The 16,936-nt window shown below is 75.5% G+C and carries 12 protein-coding genes and 1 pseudogene; 10 read left to right on the top strand and 3 right to left on the bottom strand.

Annotated elements, in window-relative coordinates; all coding sequences use genetic code 11:
- Positions 1-214: 214 nt before the first annotated feature.
- From IE305_RS22445 to IE305_RS22460, 4 genes and pseudogenes are all read left to right on the top strand, one after another.
- Positions 215-2,543 (top strand): annotated as a pseudogene (locus IE305_RS22445) (serine/threonine-protein kinase).
- A gap of 242 nt (positions 2,544-2,785) precedes the next feature.
- A complete protein-coding gene (locus tag IE305_RS22450; RefSeq protein WP_190131493.1) occupies positions 2,786-3,901 on the top strand; it encodes an NAD(P)H-dependent flavin oxidoreductase in 1,116 nt (371 codons plus the stop codon).
- Between the two features lie 12 nt (positions 3,902-3,913).
- The gene (locus IE305_RS22455; protein WP_190131494.1) at positions 3,914-5,473 is read left to right on the top strand and encodes an acyl-CoA synthetase; all 1,560 of its coding nucleotides are present in this window, start codon (positions 3,914-3,916) and stop codon (positions 5,471-5,473) included.
- Between the two features lie 251 nt (positions 5,474-5,724).
- A complete protein-coding gene (locus tag IE305_RS22460; RefSeq protein ID WP_190131495.1) occupies positions 5,725-6,483 on the top strand; it encodes a hypothetical protein in 759 nt (252 codons plus the stop codon).
- Between the two features lie 7 nt (positions 6,484-6,490).
- Here IE305_RS22460 and paaK read toward each other — a convergent pair whose 3' ends face one another.
- Both paaK and IE305_RS22470 read right to left on the bottom strand, forming a co-directional pair.
- Positions 6,491-7,798, bottom strand: a complete 1,308-nt coding sequence (paaK, locus tag IE305_RS22465) for a phenylacetate--CoA ligase PaaK (RefSeq protein WP_190131496.1) — start codon at positions 7,796-7,798, stop codon at positions 6,491-6,493.
- A gap of 115 nt (positions 7,799-7,913) precedes the next feature.
- Positions 7,914-9,557: an acyl-CoA synthetase gene (locus IE305_RS22470; protein WP_190131497.1), complete on the bottom strand. Its 1,644-nt coding sequence runs from the start codon at positions 9,555-9,557 to the stop codon at positions 7,914-7,916.
- An 89-nt stretch (positions 9,558-9,646) separates the two neighbouring features.
- Here IE305_RS22470 and IE305_RS22475 point away from each other — a divergent pair, with 89 nt between their 5' ends.
- From IE305_RS22475 to IE305_RS22500, 6 genes are all read left to right on the top strand, one after another.
- Positions 9,647-10,447: a crotonase/enoyl-CoA hydratase family protein gene (locus IE305_RS22475; RefSeq protein ID WP_190131498.1), complete on the top strand. Its 801-nt coding sequence runs from the start codon at positions 9,647-9,649 to the stop codon at positions 10,445-10,447.
- Positions 10,448-10,467: 20 nt separating this feature from the next.
- The gene (locus IE305_RS22480) at positions 10,468-11,442 is read left to right on the top strand and encodes a Zn-ribbon domain-containing OB-fold protein (RefSeq protein ID WP_190131499.1); all 975 of its coding nucleotides are present in this window, start codon (positions 10,468-10,470) and stop codon (positions 11,440-11,442) included.
- A complete protein-coding gene (locus IE305_RS22485) occupies positions 11,439-12,497 on the top strand; it encodes a thiolase family protein (RefSeq protein WP_190131500.1) in 1,059 nt (352 codons plus the stop codon). Before IE305_RS22480 ends, IE305_RS22485 begins: the two co-directional genes overlap by 4 nt.
- Entirely contained in the window at positions 12,494-13,660 is a 1,167-nt protein-coding gene (locus IE305_RS22490; RefSeq protein ID WP_190131501.1) for a thiolase family protein, read from the top strand. Before IE305_RS22485 ends, IE305_RS22490 begins: the two co-directional genes overlap by 4 nt.
- 126 nt (positions 13,661-13,786) lie before the next feature.
- A complete protein-coding gene (locus tag IE305_RS22495) occupies positions 13,787-14,026 on the top strand; it encodes a DUF397 domain-containing protein (protein WP_190131502.1) in 240 nt (79 codons plus the stop codon).
- A 109-nt stretch (positions 14,027-14,135) separates the two neighbouring features.
- Positions 14,136-14,633 (top strand): hypothetical protein, encoded by a 498-nt coding sequence (locus tag IE305_RS22500; RefSeq protein ID WP_190131503.1) that lies wholly within the window; start codon positions 14,136-14,138, stop codon positions 14,631-14,633.
- Positions 14,634-14,686: 53 nt separating this feature from the next.
- On the opposite strand, the gene IE305_RS22505 is transcribed toward IE305_RS22500, so the two are convergent.
- Positions 14,687-16,711, bottom strand: coding sequence for an N-acetylmuramoyl-L-alanine amidase (locus IE305_RS22505; RefSeq protein ID WP_373311715.1), 2,025 nt, complete (start codon positions 16,709-16,711; stop codon positions 14,687-14,689).
- Positions 16,712-16,936 lie beyond the last annotated feature (225 nt).

Consider the following 16,936-nt stretch of genomic DNA (forward strand, 5'->3'; position numbering starts at 1 on the left):
GCATCCGCGTCCGGGTTCCTGCCCACCGCCGCACACTCTGCCGCTATGCCATTGCACTGCGCAAGCAAGGACGGGCGCCCGGCCCGCCCGCCGGCCGGCGCGCACGTCGGCGTGCGGGCCGGCCAGCACGTCGCCCTACAAGCCGCCCTGAGCGGCCGCCATACTTGGGGAACCGGGGGAGGGCACGGCGAAACGACGGGGGCGGCGGCGCGGGATGGCGGACACCAGGCTGATCCAGGGCCGGTACCAGCTGCTCGACCTGATCGGCCGGGGCGGCATGGGAGAGGTGTGGCGGGCGCGCGACGAAGCGCTGGGCCGCCACGTCGCCGTGAAGTGCCTCAAGCCGATGGGACGTCAGCACGACCCGGCCTACCTGCGGGTGCTGCGGGAGCGGTTCCGGCGCGAGGCCCGGGTGGCGGCGGCCCTCCAGCACCGGGGCATCACCGTCGTGCACGACTTCGGCGAGGACGACGGCGTCCTGTACCTGGTGATGGAGCTGCTCGACGGCCGCAACCTCTGCCAGCTGCTGGAGGACGGCGACCAGCACCCGCTGCCCGTGCCCGAGGTCGTCGACATCGCCGCGCAGGTCGGGGCCGCGCTCGCGTACACGCACCGGCAGGGCGTGGTGCACCGCGACCTCAAGCCCGCCAACATCGTGCGCGTCACCGACGGCACGGTGAAGATCTGCGACTTCGGCATCGCCCGCCTCGGCCACGACATCGGCTTCTCCGCGCGGCTCACCGGCACCGGCATCGCCATGGGCACCCCGCACTACATGTCGCCCGAGCAGATCGGCGGCGGCAGCGTCGACCACCGCAGCGACCTGTACTCCCTGGGCTGCGTGCTCTACGAGATCGCCACCGGCGCGCCGCCCTTCGACATGGACGACGCCTGGGCGGTGCTCGTGGGCCACCGCGACACGCCGCCGCGGCCGCTCCGCGAGATCCGGCCCGAACTGCCCGCGGGCTTCGCCGGCCTGGTCCTCGACCTGCTGGCCAAGGACCCCGACGACCGGCCGCAGGACGCCGCCGACCTGGTCGACCGCGTCGCCGCTGCCCGAGGGCCGGGCGGCGGGCGTGCCGGTGCCGCGCACACCACCGGGCGGGTTTCCCGCGCCCGCCCGCGCATCCGTGCGCCCCACCGAGCCTCCGCGGCTGCCGGGCTGGGCCCGGAACATGACCACCGGCACCAAGGCCACCGGCACCGCCGGCGCCGGCCGGGCGCCGGACCCCGCGGCGGCGCTCACCGGTACGTGGACGAGCCCGTGGCCGGGTACGGGTGCCGGCACGGCCGGCGTCACGGGCCACACGGGCGGCACGGGCCGCACCGGCATCGGCCCGCTGCCCGCCCCCCGTACCGGCGGCGCCGGCACCCCGCCCCCCGCGGAGGTGCTGGCGCACCTCGCCGGCCGGCACAGCGAGGGCCTGCGCCTGGCCCGGCTCGACCGCTGGGCCGAGGCCGTGGAGGTGCAGCGCGCCGTGGTCACGGAGCGGGAGCGGCTGCTGGGGCCGGACCACCCCGACACGCTCGACAGCCGCTACGAGGTGGGGTTCGCCCTCAGCCGGACGGGCCGCCCGGGCGAGGCGCTGCGCGAGTTCGCCCGCACGGCCGCGGGCCGCGAGCGGGTGCTCGGTCCCGAGCACCCCGACACGCTGGCGGCCCGTCAGGAGACGGCGTACGTGCTGGGGCAGCTGGGCCGGCACGTCGAGGCGCACCGCGTGTACACGGCCGTCCTGGCGACCCGGGAACGCGTTATGGGCACCGACCACCCCGACACCCTCCGCTGCCGGCACAACCTGGCGTTCAGCCTCGGCCGCCTGGGCCGGCCCGAGGAGTCCTACGCCATGGCCTGCGAGGTGGCGGCGGCCCGCGCCCGGGTGCTGGGCCCGGACCACCCCGACACGCTCGTCACCCGGTACGAGGTGGGCTGGGCGCTGGGCCAGCTGGGCCGCTGGGCGGAGGCCCTGCGCACGTACCACGAGGTGGCGGCGGCCCGCGCCCGGGTGCTGGGCCCCGACCACCCCGACGCGTTCGCCGCCCGCTACGAGGCCGGGATCTGCCTGGGCCGGCTGGGCCGCAGCACGGAGGCGCTGGAGCTCTACCGCGACCTGGTGGCCGACCGCACCCGCGCCCAGGGCCCGGCCCACGCCGACACGCTGCGGGCCCGGCACGGCCTGGGCGTGAACCTGGGCCGCCTGGGCCGCTGGGAGGAGGCCCTGGCCGAGGCCCGCGACGTGTACGCGATCCGCGCCCGCGTCCTGGGCGCCGACCACCCCGACACCCTGGTCAGCCGCCGCGAGGTGGCCGTGGGCCTGGGCTGGCTGGGCCGCTGGGGCGACGCACTGGCGGTCTACCGCGACGTGGCCCAGGCCCGCCAACGGGTCCTGGGCGCCGACCACCCGGACGCGTTGGCGAGCCGTCAGGACGAAGCGCACTGCCTGGAACAACTGGGCCGCTCGGCGGAGGCCGCGGAACTCCACCGCCAGGTGGCGGCCCTGCGCCGCACGCGCGCGACGCGGGGAAACCGGCCGCCGCCGGGGTAGGGGAGCGGGGCGGGACCGGCCGGACGGCGCAGGCCCGCTGGCCGGCCCCGAGCGGGGCACCGCGGCGCGGCCGCCCGGCGTCGGGGCGGCTGCCGCTCCGGCCGCCGCCACGACGCGGCCCCGGCGCCGGGTCCCCGAGCGCCCGCCCGCACCCACGCCCCTCACCCCTTTACCTGACTGACCGTCAGAAAGTCCGGCGGTACGCCTTCCCTGCCCCCTCCCGCTGCGGCATCCTGCGCCTCATGCGGACCGAGCTGAGCACGCGGCTGGGCATCGAGTACGCGCTCTTCGGCTTCACCCCCTTTCCCGCGGTCGCCGCCGCGCTCTGCCGGGCCGGTGGCTTCGGCGTGCTCGGGGCCGTGCGGTACCGCGACGCCGGGGAGCTCGCACGGGATCTCGACTGGCTCGACCGGAACACCGGGGGCGCGCCCTACGGGCTGGACGTCGTCATGCCCGCGCGGCGTGCCCCCGGGACCGAGGGGCTCGGGGAGGACGACGTCGAGGCGGTGATCCCCGCGAGCCACCGGCGGTACGTCGACGAGATCCTCGCCGCCCACGACGTACCCGCCCTGCCCGGTGGGCAGCGGGCCGGGTGGCGGGTCACCGGGTGGCTGGAGGACGTCGCCCGCGCCCAGCTCGACGTCGCGTTCGACCATCCCGTCGCCCTGCTGGCCAACGCGCTCGGTCCGCCGCCCGCCGACGTCGTAACCCGCGCCCACGCGCACGGCATGCTCGTGGCGGCCCTCGCCGGCAGTGCCCGGCACGCCCGCCGGCATGCCGAGGCCGGCGTCGACGTCGTCGTCGCCCAGGGCTACGAGGCCGGCGGGCACACCGGCGAGATCGCCACCATGGTCCTCACGCCCGAGGTCGTCCGGGCCGTCGACCCGCTGCCCGTGCTCGCCGCCGGCGGCATCGGCAGCGGCGAACAGATCGCCGCCGGCCTCGCGTTGGGCGCCCAGGGCGTGTGGCTGGGCTCGCTGTGGCTCACCACCGAGGAGGCCGCCCTGTCCTCCCCGGCCCTCACGGCCAAGCTGCTCGCCGCCGGCTCCGGCGACACCGTCCGGTCCCGGGCCCTCACCGGCAAGCCCGCCCGGCAGCTGCGCACCGCCTGGACCGACGCCTGGGACGACCCGGCCGGCCCCGGCCCGCTGCCCATGCCCCTGCAGGGGCTCCTGGTCGCCGAGGCCCTCACCCGCATCCAGCACCACGAGGTGCTGCCGCTGCTGGGCACGCCCGTCGGGCAGATCGTCGGCCGCATGGACGCCGTACGGCCCGTGCGGGCCGTCGTCGACGAGCTGACCCGCGACTTCGAACGTGCCGTGGCCCGCCTCGGCCGCATCGCCGGCGGCACCACCTGAAAGGAGTCCGCCATGTCCGGGACGCCCGACGCACCCCACGGTTTCTGGGCCCAGGCCGCCGCCCGCCCCGAGCGCGTCGTCCTCGTCGCGCCGGACGGCGAGCAGTGGACCGCGGGCCGGCTGCACGCCGCCGCCAATCGCCTCGTCCACGGGCTGCGCGCCGCCGGCCTGACCGAGGGCGACGCCTTCGCCACCGTCCTCCCCAACGGCGCCGCCTTCCTCACCGCCCACCTCGCCGCCACCCAGGCCGGCCTGTACCTCGTGCCCGTCAACCACCACCTCCTCGCCCCCGAGATCGCCTGGATCCTGGCCGACTCCGGCGCCCGCCTGCTCATCGCCCACGAGCGCTGGGCCGGCACCGCGCGCGACGCCGCCGACCAGGCGTGCCTGCCCGCCTCCGGCTGCTACGCCGTCGGGGACGTGCCCGGCTTCCGCCCGTACGAGGCGCTCCTCGACGGACAACCGGACACCCCGCCGGCGGACCGGACCCTGGGCTGGGTCATGAACTACACCTCCGGCACCACCGGCCGGCCCCGCGGCGTCCGCCGCCCGCTGACCGGCCGGCCGCCCGAGGCCACCCACCTGGGCGGCTTCCTCGGCTTCTTCGGCATCGAGCCCTTCGGCGACAACGTCCACCTCGTGTGCTCCCCGCTCTACCACACCGCCGTCCTGCAGTTCGCCGCCGCGTCCCTGCACCTGGGCCACCGCCTGGTGGTGATGGACAAGTGGACGCCGGAGGAGATGCTGCGGCTCGTCGCCACCCACCGCTGCACCACTACCCACATGGTGCCCACCCAGTTCCGGCGCCTGCTGGCCCTGCCCCCGGAGGTCCGTCGCGCCTACGACGTCTCGTCGCTGCGGCACGCGCTGCACGGCGCCGCGCCCTGCCCCGAGCACGTGAAGCGCGCGATGATCGAGTGGTGGGGGCCGTGCGTGGAGGAGTACTACGCGGCCAGCGAGGGCGGCGGCACCTTCGCCACCGCCCGGGAGTGGCTGGCCCGGCCGGGCACGGTGGGCCGGCCCTGGCCCATCAGCGAGGTGACCGTCCTCGACGACGACGGCAAACCGCTGCCGCCCGGCGTCACCGGCACCGTCCACCTGCGCATGAGCACCGGCGGATTCGTCTACCACAACGACACCGCCAAGACCGAACGCGCCCGCCACGGCGACTTCTTCACCGTCGGCGACCTCGGCTACCTCGACGAGGACGGCTACCTCTACCTGCGCGACCGCAAGATCGACCTGATCATCTCCGGCGGCGTCAACGTCTACCCCGCCGAGGTCGAGTCGGTGCTGCTGGCGCACCCCGGCGTCGCCGACGCCGCCGTCTTCGGCGTGCCGGACGACGACTGGGGCGAGGAGGTCAAGGCCGTGGTGGAACCGGCCCCCGGGCACGAGCCCGGCCCGGCGCTGGCCGCCGCCGTCCTCGGTCACTGCGCCCGCCACCTGGCCGGCTACAAACGGCCCCGGTCCGTCGACTTCGTCGCCGAACTGCCGCGCGACCCCAACGGCAAGCTCTACAAGCGCCGGCTGCGCGACCCGTACTGGGAGGGTCACGACCGCCCGGTGTGACAGGGCGTGGTCGTGCTGAGCGCCGGCGGCCGTGAGCCGTCGAACTCCGGCAGAGGGCGACGGGTTCGCCGTGCGGCGGTGGGCGGTCCAGGGGCCGCGGCCGTGACGCCGTCGCCTGTCGGCCAGAAAATGGCGGAAACCCCGTCCTTTGCCTGTCTTTGACTCCTCGTTGACCGTCGATTGACGGTAGCGTCCGCTCCCGGTCGGCACCGCCGATCACTCAAGGACCGCTGGACGTCACCGGAGGACGCATGCCCCCGCGTATCACCACTGCGATCGTCACCTGCGCGCTCGGCCTCGTGGCCCTCGCCCCGGGAGCGGGCACCGCCGCTGCGGCCCCGGCGGGACCCGCCGGCGGCGCGTCGCCGCGGCCGGCGGTCGACGCACGGGCCGCGGCCGTGGACCGGTGCAGCTACCAGGTGGTCCGCTCCGACGACTCCCGCTACGTCTACTCCGTGAGCGCGGTCACCGGGGGCGTCGCCCGTGAGCTGCCCGTCCAGAAGGAGGACTTCGTGCGGCTCGCCGGCGAGTGGCGCAAGGTCACCCAGGTCGACGCGTGCACGGGCGGCCAGGGCCAGGCCCCCACCACCCTGCGCGTCACCGGGAAGCTGGACAACCCGGACGGTTACGACTCCTCCGTGCCCCGGACGATCCGCAGCAGCGACCTCCGGCCCGCCCCCTCCTCGGTGATCCCCGTGGCGCCGGTGGTGACCTCCGTCGACCGCCTCGACGCAGCCACCGTCCGGGTCGCCTGGAAGCCCGCGCAGGGCAGCCCGGACCAGGTCATGCTGATGGAGCGCAAGCCCCTCTACAGCAGCGAGATCGGCATCTGGGTCCCCCACACGTACCAGCGGGACGTCCAGCCCGGAGCCACCTCGGCCGACCGCAGGCTGGAGCGGGACTCCGGCATACCCGCCGACGTCCGCACGCACTCCTACTGGATGCGCGTGGCCAAGGGCGGCTTCGTCAGCGACCTGCGCACCGAGAAGCCGGTCACCGTGCAGCCCTGACAGGCGGTCAGCGCGGCCGCTCGTCGACCACGCGGCGGATCTTGCCCACGGACCGCTCCAGCGCCTCCGGTTCGGTGATCTCGACCGCCGCCGACACCCCGATGCCCTCCTTGACCTGCCGCGCGATGGCGGCGGCCGCGGCCGCGCGCTGCTCGGGCGTGGCCCCGGGCCGCGCCTCGACGCGCACGGTCAGCCGGTCCAGCCGGCCCTCGCGGGCCAGGCGCAGCTGGAAGTGCGGTGCCACAGCGGGCGTGCGCAGCACGATCTCCTCGACCTGGGTGGGGAAGAGGTTGACGCCGCGCACGACCAGCATGTCGTCGCAGCGGCCCGTGATCCGCGCGATGCGCCGGAACGGGTGGGCCGCGGTGCCCGGCAGGAGGCGGGTGAGGTCACGGGTGCGGTAGCGCACGACCGGCAGGGCCTCCTTCGTGAGCGAGGTGAACACCAGCTCGCCGGGGGAGCCGTCGGGCAGCACCTCGCCCGTCACCGGGTCGACGACCTCGGGGTAGAAGTGGTCCTCCCACACGTGGGGGCCGTCCTTGGTCCGCACGGACTCCTGCGCCACGCCCGGCCCCATGACCTCCGAGAGGCCGTAGATGTCGACGGCGTCGATGCCGCAGCGCTCCTCGATCTCCCGCCGCATCCCCTCCGTCCACGGCTCGGCGCCGAAGATGCCCACCCGCAGGGAGGTGCTGCGCGGGTCGACGCCCTGCCGCTCGAACTCGTCGAGCAGCGTGAGCATGTACGAGGGGGTCACCATGATGATGCGCGGCCGCAGGTCCTGGATCAGGCGCACCTGGCGGGACGTCATGCCGCCGGACGCCGGGATCACCGTGCAGCCGAGCCGCTCGGCCCCGTAGTGGGCGCCGAGGCCGCCGGTGAACAGCCCGTACCCGTACGCCACGTGGACGACGTCGCCCGGCCGGCCGCCCGCGGCCCGGATCGAGCGGGCCACGAGGGAGGCCCAGACGTCGAGGTCGTGCGCGGTGTAGCCGACGACGGTCGGCGTGCCGGTGGTGCCGCTGGAGGCGTGCAGCCGCCGCAGCTGCGAGGGTTCCACGGCGAACATGCCGTAGGGGTACTGCTCGCGCAGGTCCGCCTTGGTGGTGAAGGGGAAGCGGGCGAGGTCGGCGAGGGTGCGGCAGTCGTCCGGGTGCACCCCGGCGGCGTCGAAGGCGCGCCGGTGGAAGGGCACGTGCTCGTAGGCGCGGCGGAGAGTGGCCCGTAGCCGCCGCAGCTGGAGGGCCGCCAGCTCTTCGCCGGTCATCCCCTCCGCGGCGTCCGTCACCGCACCTACCGCACCGTCGACCGCCATCGCCGTCACCGCCTCCCGCCGCCGGACCGCCCGACCGATCATTCGGTAGAGCCGTTCGGGCCAACCAACCAGCCCACGCGGCCCGGCGTCAAGAGGGGCACCCGCAGCCCCGGCGCTAGCCGCCGTCGGCCGTCGCCGCCTCCGCCACCGCCCGTGCCCACCGGTAGTCCGGCTTGCCGCTCGGTGAGCGCCGCACCTGCCCCGTCACCACGAGGGTGCGCGGCAGCTTGTAGCCCGCCAGGCGTGGCCGGCAGTGGGCCTGGAGCTCGGCCAGCGTCGGCGCCGCCGTCCCGTCGCGCGGCTGCACCACCGCCGCCACCCGCTGCCCCCACAGGGGGTCCGGGACGCCCGCCACCAGTACGTCGTAGACCGCCGGGTGAGCCTTGAGGACCTGTTCGACCTCCTCGGGGAAGACCTTCTCGCCCCCGGTGTTGATGCACTGCGAGCCCCGCCCGAGCACGGTCACCACGCCGTGCTCGTCCACCGTGGCCATGTCGCCCAGCAGTACCCACCGCTCGCCGCCGGCGGTGAAGAACGTCTCGGCCGTCGCTCGCGGGTCGTTGTGGTAGCCCAGCGGCACCCGGCCGCGCTGCGCCAGCCGGCCGGGCACCCCGGGCGGCACCGGCCGGTGGGTCGCCGGATCCACCACGGCCGTCCGGGCGTTGACCGCCAGCCGCAGCCCGCCGTCCGTGCCCGCCGTGCCGTCGGCGGCGGTGCCGTTGAACCCCGACTCCGAGGAGCCGAAGTTGTTCACCAGCCGCACGCCGGGCAGCAGCTCGGCGAACCGTTCCCGCACCGCCGCCGACAGCAGGGCGCCCGAACTGCTCACCGACGTCAGCGAGGAGCAGTCGGTGCCGCGGCATGACCCCGCCAGCGCGTCCAGCAGGGGCCGCAGCATGGCGTCGCCCACCAGCGAGACATTGGTGACGTGCTCGCGCTCGATCGTGCGCAGCACCTCCGCCGGGTCGTACGCGCGGTGCAGCACCGTCCGCCGCCCCAGGCAGAACGCGGTGAACGCGGTCAGCGTGGACGTGCCGTGCATCAGCGGCGCGGTGGGGAAGAACACCACGTCCGCGCCGGGCGCGGCGGCGACCCGGCGGGCCAGCTCCTCCGGCCGCCGGACCGGCTCGCCCCGCGGTGCGCCCCCGGAGAGCCCGGAGAAGAACAGGTCCTCCTGGCGCCACACCACGCCCTTGGGCATCCCCGTGGTTCCGCCGGTATAGATGACGAACCGGTCGTCGCCCGACCGCGGCGCGAAGTCGCGCTCCGGAGCCCCGGACGCCTCGGCTTCGGCCAGGTCCACCGGCGCGACGGCCGGTTCGGGCGCCCCGGGCGCCGGCGCCCCGGCCCGTACGAGGTGGCGCAGCCGGCCGCCCGAGCGGGGGAGGGCGGCGGCCAACGCGGCGGTGAACTCCCCGCCGAAGACCAGGGCCACGAGTTCGGCGTCCCGGTACAGGTAGGCCAGCTCGTCCTCCACGTAGCGGTAGTTGACGTTGACCGGTACGGCGCGGATCTTCAGGCAGGCCAGGACCGTCTGGAGGTACTCCACCCCGTTGCGCAGGTGGAGCCCGACGTGCTCGCCCGGACGGACCCCCGCGTCCCGCAGGTGGTGGGCGAGCCGGTTGGCGGCGGCGTCCAGCCCGGCGTACGTGAGCCGGTGCTCCGCCCCGCTGCCGGGGACGTCGAGGCCGGCCACCGCCTCGCGGCCGGGCACGGCGTCCACGACCGACTCGAAGAGATCGGCGAGGTTGAAGTCCATCCCCCGAAATTATCTGACGACGAGTCAGAAAACTATTGAAGCGGACCGCCGCCTCCGCCACCATGACCCCCGACGACGGGAGGCCGGCCATGAGCGGCACCGCACACCTGACCGTGGAACGCACGGACGCCACGCTCGTCCTCACCCTCAACCGGCCCGAGGCCCGCAACGCCCTCTCCCCGCCCATGCTCGTCGCCCTGTACGACGCCTGGCTCGCCGCCGACGCGGACGACACCGTCCGCTCCGTCGTGCTCACCGGCGCCGGCGGCGCCTTCTGCTCCGGCATGGACCTCAAGGCCCTGGCCGCCGGCGGCCCCGCCGAAGGGCCCTGGCGCGCCCGCTTCAAAGCCGACCCCGACCTGCACTGGAAGGCCATGCTCCGCCACCACCGGCCCCGCAAGCCCGTCATCGCCGCCGTCGAGGGCCCCTGCGTCGCCGGCGGCACCGAGATCCTCCAGGGCACCGACATCCGCATCGCCGGGCGCAGCGCCACCTTCGGCCTCTACGAAGTACGGCGCGGCCTCTTCCCCCTCGGCGGCTCCACCGTCCGCCTGCCCCGCCAGATCCCCCGCACCCACGCCATGGAAATGCTGCTCACCGGCCGCCCCTACACCGCCGAGGAGGCCGGACGCATCGGCCTCGTCGGCCGCGTCGTCCCCGACGGCACCGCCCTCGGCGCCGCCCTGGAGACCGCCGCCCTCATCAACGCCAACGCCCCGCTGGCTGTCGAAGCCGTCAAGGCCAGCGTGTACGCGACGGCCGACCTCCCCGAGGACGAGGCCCTGCGCCGCGAACTCGCCATCGGACGGCCCGTCTTCGACACCGCCGACGCCGCGGAGGGCACCCGCGCCTTCACCGAGAAACGCCCGCCCGTCTACCGCCGCGCCTGACCACCAGCCGAGGAGACACCGTGCAGGCCGACCCCGCCCCCGGCAGCCTCACCGCACCCCTCACGCTCTCCTTCCCCTTCACCCGCTCCCTCGGCCCCGTCCTCGGCACCTTCCTCACCGGCCTGCGCGAACGCGTCGTCCTCGGCATCCGCACCCCCGCCGGACGCGTCCTCGTACCCCCCACCGAGTACGACCCCGCCACCGGCGCCGGCCTCGGCGAAACCGGCGCATTCGTGGAAGTGGCCCCCACCGGCACCGTCACCACCTGGGCCTGGAACCCCGCACCCCGCCCCGGACAGCCCCTCGCCCACCCCTTCGCCTGGGTGCTCGTCCGCCTCGACGGCGCCGACACCGCCCTCCTCCACGCCCTCGACGCCCCCGGCCCCCACGCCGTCCGCACCGGGCAGCGCGTCCGCATCCGCTGGGCCGCGGAACGCACCGGCGCCATCACGGACATCGCCTGCTTCATCCCCGACCCCGCACCCGCGGCCCCGCCCCGGCCCGCCGCCCCGCACCCGGGCACCTTCCCCGACCCCGTCACCACCCTCACCGCCCCCGCCCGCCTCGACTACACCCACACCCCCGGCCGCGCCCAGAGCCGCCACCTCACCGCCCTCGCCCGGCACGAACTCACCGGCGAACGCTGCCCCGCCTGCGCCAAGGTCCTCGTCCCGCCCCGCGGCGCCTGCCCCACCTGCGGCGTCGCCACCACCGACGTCGTCCCCGTCGGCCCCCGCGGCACCGTCACCACCTTCTGCATCGTCAACATCAAGGCCAAGGACCTCGCCATCGACGTGCCCTACGTCTACGCCCACATCCTCCTCGACGGCGCCGACCTCCCCCTCCACGGCCGCATCGACGGCATCCCACACGACCAGGTCCGCATGGGCCTGCGCGTCGAGGCCGTCTGGACCCCCGGCACCCGCCACCCCGCCCACTACCGGCCCACCGGCGAACCCGACGCCCCCTACACCGCGTACGAGGAGCACCTGTGACCCGCCCCCCGGCGGACATCGCCGTCGTCGCCTTCGCCCAGACCCCCTGCCGGCCCCGCACCGGCGACGTCTCCGAGGCCGAAATGCTCCTGCCCGCCCTCCGCGCCGTCCTCGACGCCACCGGACTGCGCACCGGCGACCTTGGCTTCGTCTGCTCCGGCTCCAGCGACTACCTCGCCGGCCGTGCCTTCTCCTTCACCCTCACCCTCGACGCCGTCGGCGCCTGGCCCCCCGTCCCCGAGTCCCACGTCGAGATGGACGGCGCCTGGGCCCTCTACGAAGCCTGGGTACGGCTCCTCACCGGCGAGGCCGACACCGCCCTCGTCCACGCCCACGGCATGTCCTCCGCCGGCACCGTCCGCGACGTCCTCAGCCGCACCCTCGACCCCTACACCCTCGCCCCCCTGTGGCCCGACGCCGTCGCCCTCGCCGCCCTCCAGGCCCAGGCCCTCATCGACGCGGGCCGCACCGACGAGAAGGACCTCGCCGCCGTCGCCCACCGCAACCGCACCGCCGCCGCCTCCAACCCCCACGCCCAGCTCCGCGGCCCCCGCCCCCAGGGCGACTACGTCGTCCAGCCCCTGCGCACCGGCGACTGCCCGCCCGTCGGCGACGGCGCCGCCGCCGTCGTCCTCGCCACCGGCGACACCGCCCGCCGCCTCTGCGACCACCCCGCCTGGATCCGCGGCATCGACCACCGCATCGAACCCCACGCCCCCGGCCTGCGCGACCTCACCGCATCGCCGTCCACCCGTCTCGCCGCCGAGAACGCGGGCGCCTTCGACGCCCCCGTCGACCTCGCCGAACTCCACGCCCCCTTCACCGCCCAGGAGGTCGTCCTGCGCACGGCCCTGGACCTGGGCGACGACGTCACCGTCAACCCCTCCGGCGGCGCCCTCGCCGCCAACCCCCTCATGGCCACCGGCCTCATCCGCATCGGCGAGGCCGCCGCCCGCATCCACCGCGGCGAGGCCCACCGCGCCCTCGCCCACGCCACCTCCGGCCCCTGCCTGCAGCACAACCTCGTCGCCGTGCTGGAAGGAGACCGGCCGTGACCAAGGAACCCGTCGCCGTCACCGGCATCGGGCAGACCCGGCACGCCGCCGCCCGCCGCGACGTCTCCCTGCCCGGACTGGTCCGCGAGGCCGCCCGCCGCGCCCTCGACGACGCCGGCCTGGACTGGCCCGACGTCGAAGCCGTCGTCCTCGGCAAGGCCCCCGACTTCTTCGAGGGCGTCATGACGCCCGAGCTCTGCCTCGCCGACGCCCTCGGCGCCACCGGCAAACCCGTGCTGCGCGTCCACACCGCCGGCTCCGTCGGCGGCTCCACCGCCCTCGTCGCCGCGAGCCTCGTCGCCGCCCGCGTCCACCGCACCGTCCTCACCGTCGCCTACGAGAAACAGTCCGAGTCCAACGCCATGTGGGCCCTGTCCCTCCCCGTCCCCTTCCAGCCGCCCCTCCTCGCCGGCGCCGGCGGCTTCTTCGCCCCGCACGTCCGCGCCTACATCCGGCGCAGCGGCGCCCCCGCAGACACCGGCGCCCTCGTCGCCCACAAGGACCGCCGCAACGCCCTGCTCAACCCCTTCGCCCACCTCCACGAACACGACCTCACCCTGGAGAAGGTGCGCTCCTCGCCCATGCTCTGGGACCCCATCCGCTACTCCGAGACCTGCCCCTCCTCCGACGGCGCCTGCGCCATGGTCCTCACCGACCGGGCCGGCGCCGCCCGCGCCCCCCGCCCGCCCGCCTGGCTGCACGGCGGCGCCATGCGCAGCGAACCCACCCTCTTCCCCGGCAAATACTTCGTCTCCCCCCGCGCCGGCCGCGACTGCGCCACCGACGTCTACCGGCAGGCCGGCGTCACCGACCCGCGCCACGACATCGACGTCGCCGAGCTGTACGTCCCGTTCAGCTGGTACGAACCGATGTGGCTGGAGAACCTCGGCTTCGCCGAGGAGGGGCAGGGCTGGCGGCTCACCGCCTCCGGCGCCACCGCCCTCGACGGCGACCTGCCCGTCAACCCCTCCGGCGGCGTCCTGTCCACCAACCCCATCGGCGCCTCCGGCATGCTGCGCTTCGCCGAGGCGGCCCTCCAGGTCCGCGGCCTCGCCGGGGACCACCAGGTGCCCGGCGCGCGGCGCGCCCTGGGCCACGCCTACGGCGGCGGCTCCCAGTTCTTCGCCATGTGGCTCGTGGGCGCCGAACCCCCCGCCACCTGACCCCGCACACCCCGCACACCCCGCACACCCCGCACACCCCGCACGAAGAGCCCGGGCACGCGGCCTGTGCGACACCCGTACGGATCGCTAGGGTGGGCGGCGACGACCAGCCGGGAGGAGCGCGACGTGACCGAGAGCACGACGGAACACCTGGTGGGCGACGCCCGGCCGGACCTCGACCTCGACTGCGCCACCTGGCAGTCCAGCAGCCGCCGCAGGCCCGGCAACGTCCAGATAGCCTTCGTCGACGGCTACATCGCCCTGCGCGACAAGCGGGACCCCGGCGTACCCGCCGTGATCTTCTCACCGGGGGAGTGGCGGGCCTTCGTGCTCAGCGCCCGCGAGGGCGAATTCGACCTCACCTAGCCCACCCGCCCCGGCCGGGCCGTCCCGCCCGCGTCACCCGCGCGCCCCGACCGGCCCCGCACGGGTTCCCCCGGCGCACGGCGCCGGGCCGGGCACGTACGATGTGGGCATGTCCTTCCTCCGCCGCCGCAGCGCCACCCCCTCCGGGCCGGACTTCGACGTCCTCGCCATGGACCCCGGGGACTGGCCCGGCGATCTCGGCGCCGGGCTGCTGCCCGCGCCCGACGGCAGCTGCCAGGGCGTGTTCCTCCGCTACGACCTGTTCGGCGGCCGCGGCACGGCCATGATCATCGGCAATCTGCCCGAGGGCTCCCCGGCCCGCGACCTCGGCGAGGGCCAGGTGCCCTTCGAGGTGGCCCAGCTCCTCGCCGCGCTCGGCAACGACGAGCCCGTCGAGCTCCTGGAGAGCGAGGACGTGCCGGTCATGCACGAGGACAACCTGCTCATCGTGCGGCGGCTGAAGTTCTCCGAGGGCCGCATCGCCTGCACCCAGTTCGACCGCAGCGACGGCGTGCTCGTCACCATCGCCGCCTGGGACCGGCCCATCACCGACGACCTGTACCAGCTGCTCAAGCCGCTGCCCGCGGAGATGTTCCAGGCGGGCTGAGCCCGGCACGCCCCCGGCGGCCGGGCCCTCACCCGTACGGCTCCCGCCGCCGGCTACCGGTCCGACGCGCGCACCCGCACGTCAGCGGCCCGGACGTACGCGATCCGGTGCCCGAACTGGATCTCGTAGTACTGATCGCGCCCCTTGACCACCCGGTGACCCGCCGGCTCGAACGTCGTGGCCCACAGGTACTCGCTGGGCGCGCTCTGCCCCACCACGTAACTCTGCCCGGCCGGCAGCGCGTACGGCAGCGGCGTCACCACCTGCACCGGAACGCCCGGCGGGTACGCCTCCTTCTCCGGATACGCCCGGCCGTACACCGGGATCTCCTTCAGCCCCGGCCGCGGCGTCAGCAGCCGCCCCCGCGCGCCGACCGCCGTCGGCTGCCACCACGGGTTGCGGAACCACGCCTTCTGCCCCAGGTACCAGATCGCCGTCCAGACGCCCTGCCGGTCCGCCACCGCGAACTGCTGGCCCGTACTGGCCCGCGCCCCCGTGTCGTTGACGTCCGTGGTCGACGGACTGCCGTCCGGGCGCAGCCCCACGTCCTTGACCAGCGCGGCGTTCTCGCTCGGCGCCGTGTACAGCCGCACCGCCCCCGAACCGTGCGGGGCACAGGGCTGCCCGGGCCGCGTGCACCCGGTGTACGGCGGGCGGTGCCGCGCGTACTCCGGCGCGATGGTGACCACATCGCTGCGGTACGGGCTGCCGGTCAGGTGGAAGGGCCGGCCCAGCAGCTCGAAGTAGTGCGCCCAGTCCCAGTACGGGCCGGGGTCGGTGTGCATCCCGGGGATCGAGCCCGGCGTCGTGCCGGGGACGTTGTCGTGGCCCAGGATGTGCTGCCGGTCCAGCGGCACGTCCAGCTTCTGCGCCAGATACCGCACCAGCCGCGCCGACGCGCGGTACATCGCCTCCGTGTACCAGGCGTCGGGCTGGGCCAGGAAACCCTCGTGCTCGATGCCCACCGACTTGGAGTTGACGAACCAGTTGCCCGCGTGCCAGGCCACGTCCTTCGTACGCACGTGCTGGGCGACGTGCCCGTCACCGGAGCGGATCGTGTAGTTCCAGGAGACGTACGCCGGATCCTTGATCAGCTTGATCGTCGTCTCCCACGAGCCTTCCGTGTCGTGGACGACGATGTAGTCGACCTTCTGCGAGGCCGGCCGGTCGGCGACGTCGTGGTTGCCGTAGTCCTTCCCCTCCAGCCGCTCGTACGGCGCCGGGATCGACTCGCAGGCCACGGTGGCCGGGCACTCCACGCCCGCCGCCCGTGCCCGGGGCAGGCGCAGCCGGTCCGCCTGGTCCTTGTGCGGCGCCACCCCCGGGCTCGCGGGCAGCGTCACCCGCTCGCCCGTGTCGGTGGTGCGCGACACGCCGGACCGGAGCACCGAGTAGACGTCGTCGGCGAAGGCCGTCGCCGTCGCGGCGTCCGTCGCGCCGGAGTACGCGGCCACTGCGCCGTACCAGTCGGCCGGGTCGGAACTCAGGGGCAGGCCGAGCCGTTTCTGCTCCGCCGCCAGCAGGGCCGCACCGCCGTGGAGGTTGGCGGCGGCGTCCTCGCGCAGCGCCCGCTCCGGCAGCCCCGTGAGCCGCGCCGCACGCGGCAAGGTCCGCAGCCGCGGCGGCAGCGCACCGGGCGCCGGGGTCTCCGGGACCACCGCGGACCGCCCGGTGGGGCGCGGCCGGGCCAGATCCCCGCGGGCGTCCTCGCCGGGGTCGCTGTGGTGCGGCGCGGAGGCCAGGGCGGTGGCCGCGTCGGTCAGGTGCATCGGCCCGTAGCCGCCGGTCACGCTGGGCGCGCCCGGATGGCTGTCCCAGCGCGACTCCAGATACGACACGGCCAGCAGCACGCCGGCCGGGACGTGCCGGCCGGCCGCAGCATCGGTGAACGCGCGCTGCAACCCGCCGGTGCGCGCCCCGGGGCCCGGCTCCTGGGCCCGCGCGGCCGGCGCCGACGGCACCAGCTGGAGCAGCAGGGCGGCCGACGCCACCGCGCCGGCCGCCCGCAGGGCACGCCCCCTCGTTCTTCGCGGGGTGCTGTGCGAGGCGTTGCCGGGTGACTCGTGGGGTCCTTGCAATGCGGCCTCCTCGGGAAGGAACGGGCCGTGCCATGGGGCCGGGAGGGGCGGACGCTCACCGGCCGGGTATCCGAACTTACCAAGAGTGATCCGCCGGGCGGATGACCCGTCAAACCGACCGGCCCGGCCGTCATCAGACTGGGCGTGGGGGACGCGCACGTCAACGCCCGCGCCGGGAGGATTCCCGGCGCGGGCGTCGTCATGCCGCTGCCGCGCAGCCACTCG

It is taken from the genome of Streptomyces mashuensis (assembly GCF_014654785.1).
GTDB classification, from domain to species: domain Bacteria; phylum Actinomycetota; class Actinomycetes; order Streptomycetales; family Streptomycetaceae; genus Streptomyces; species Streptomyces mashuensis.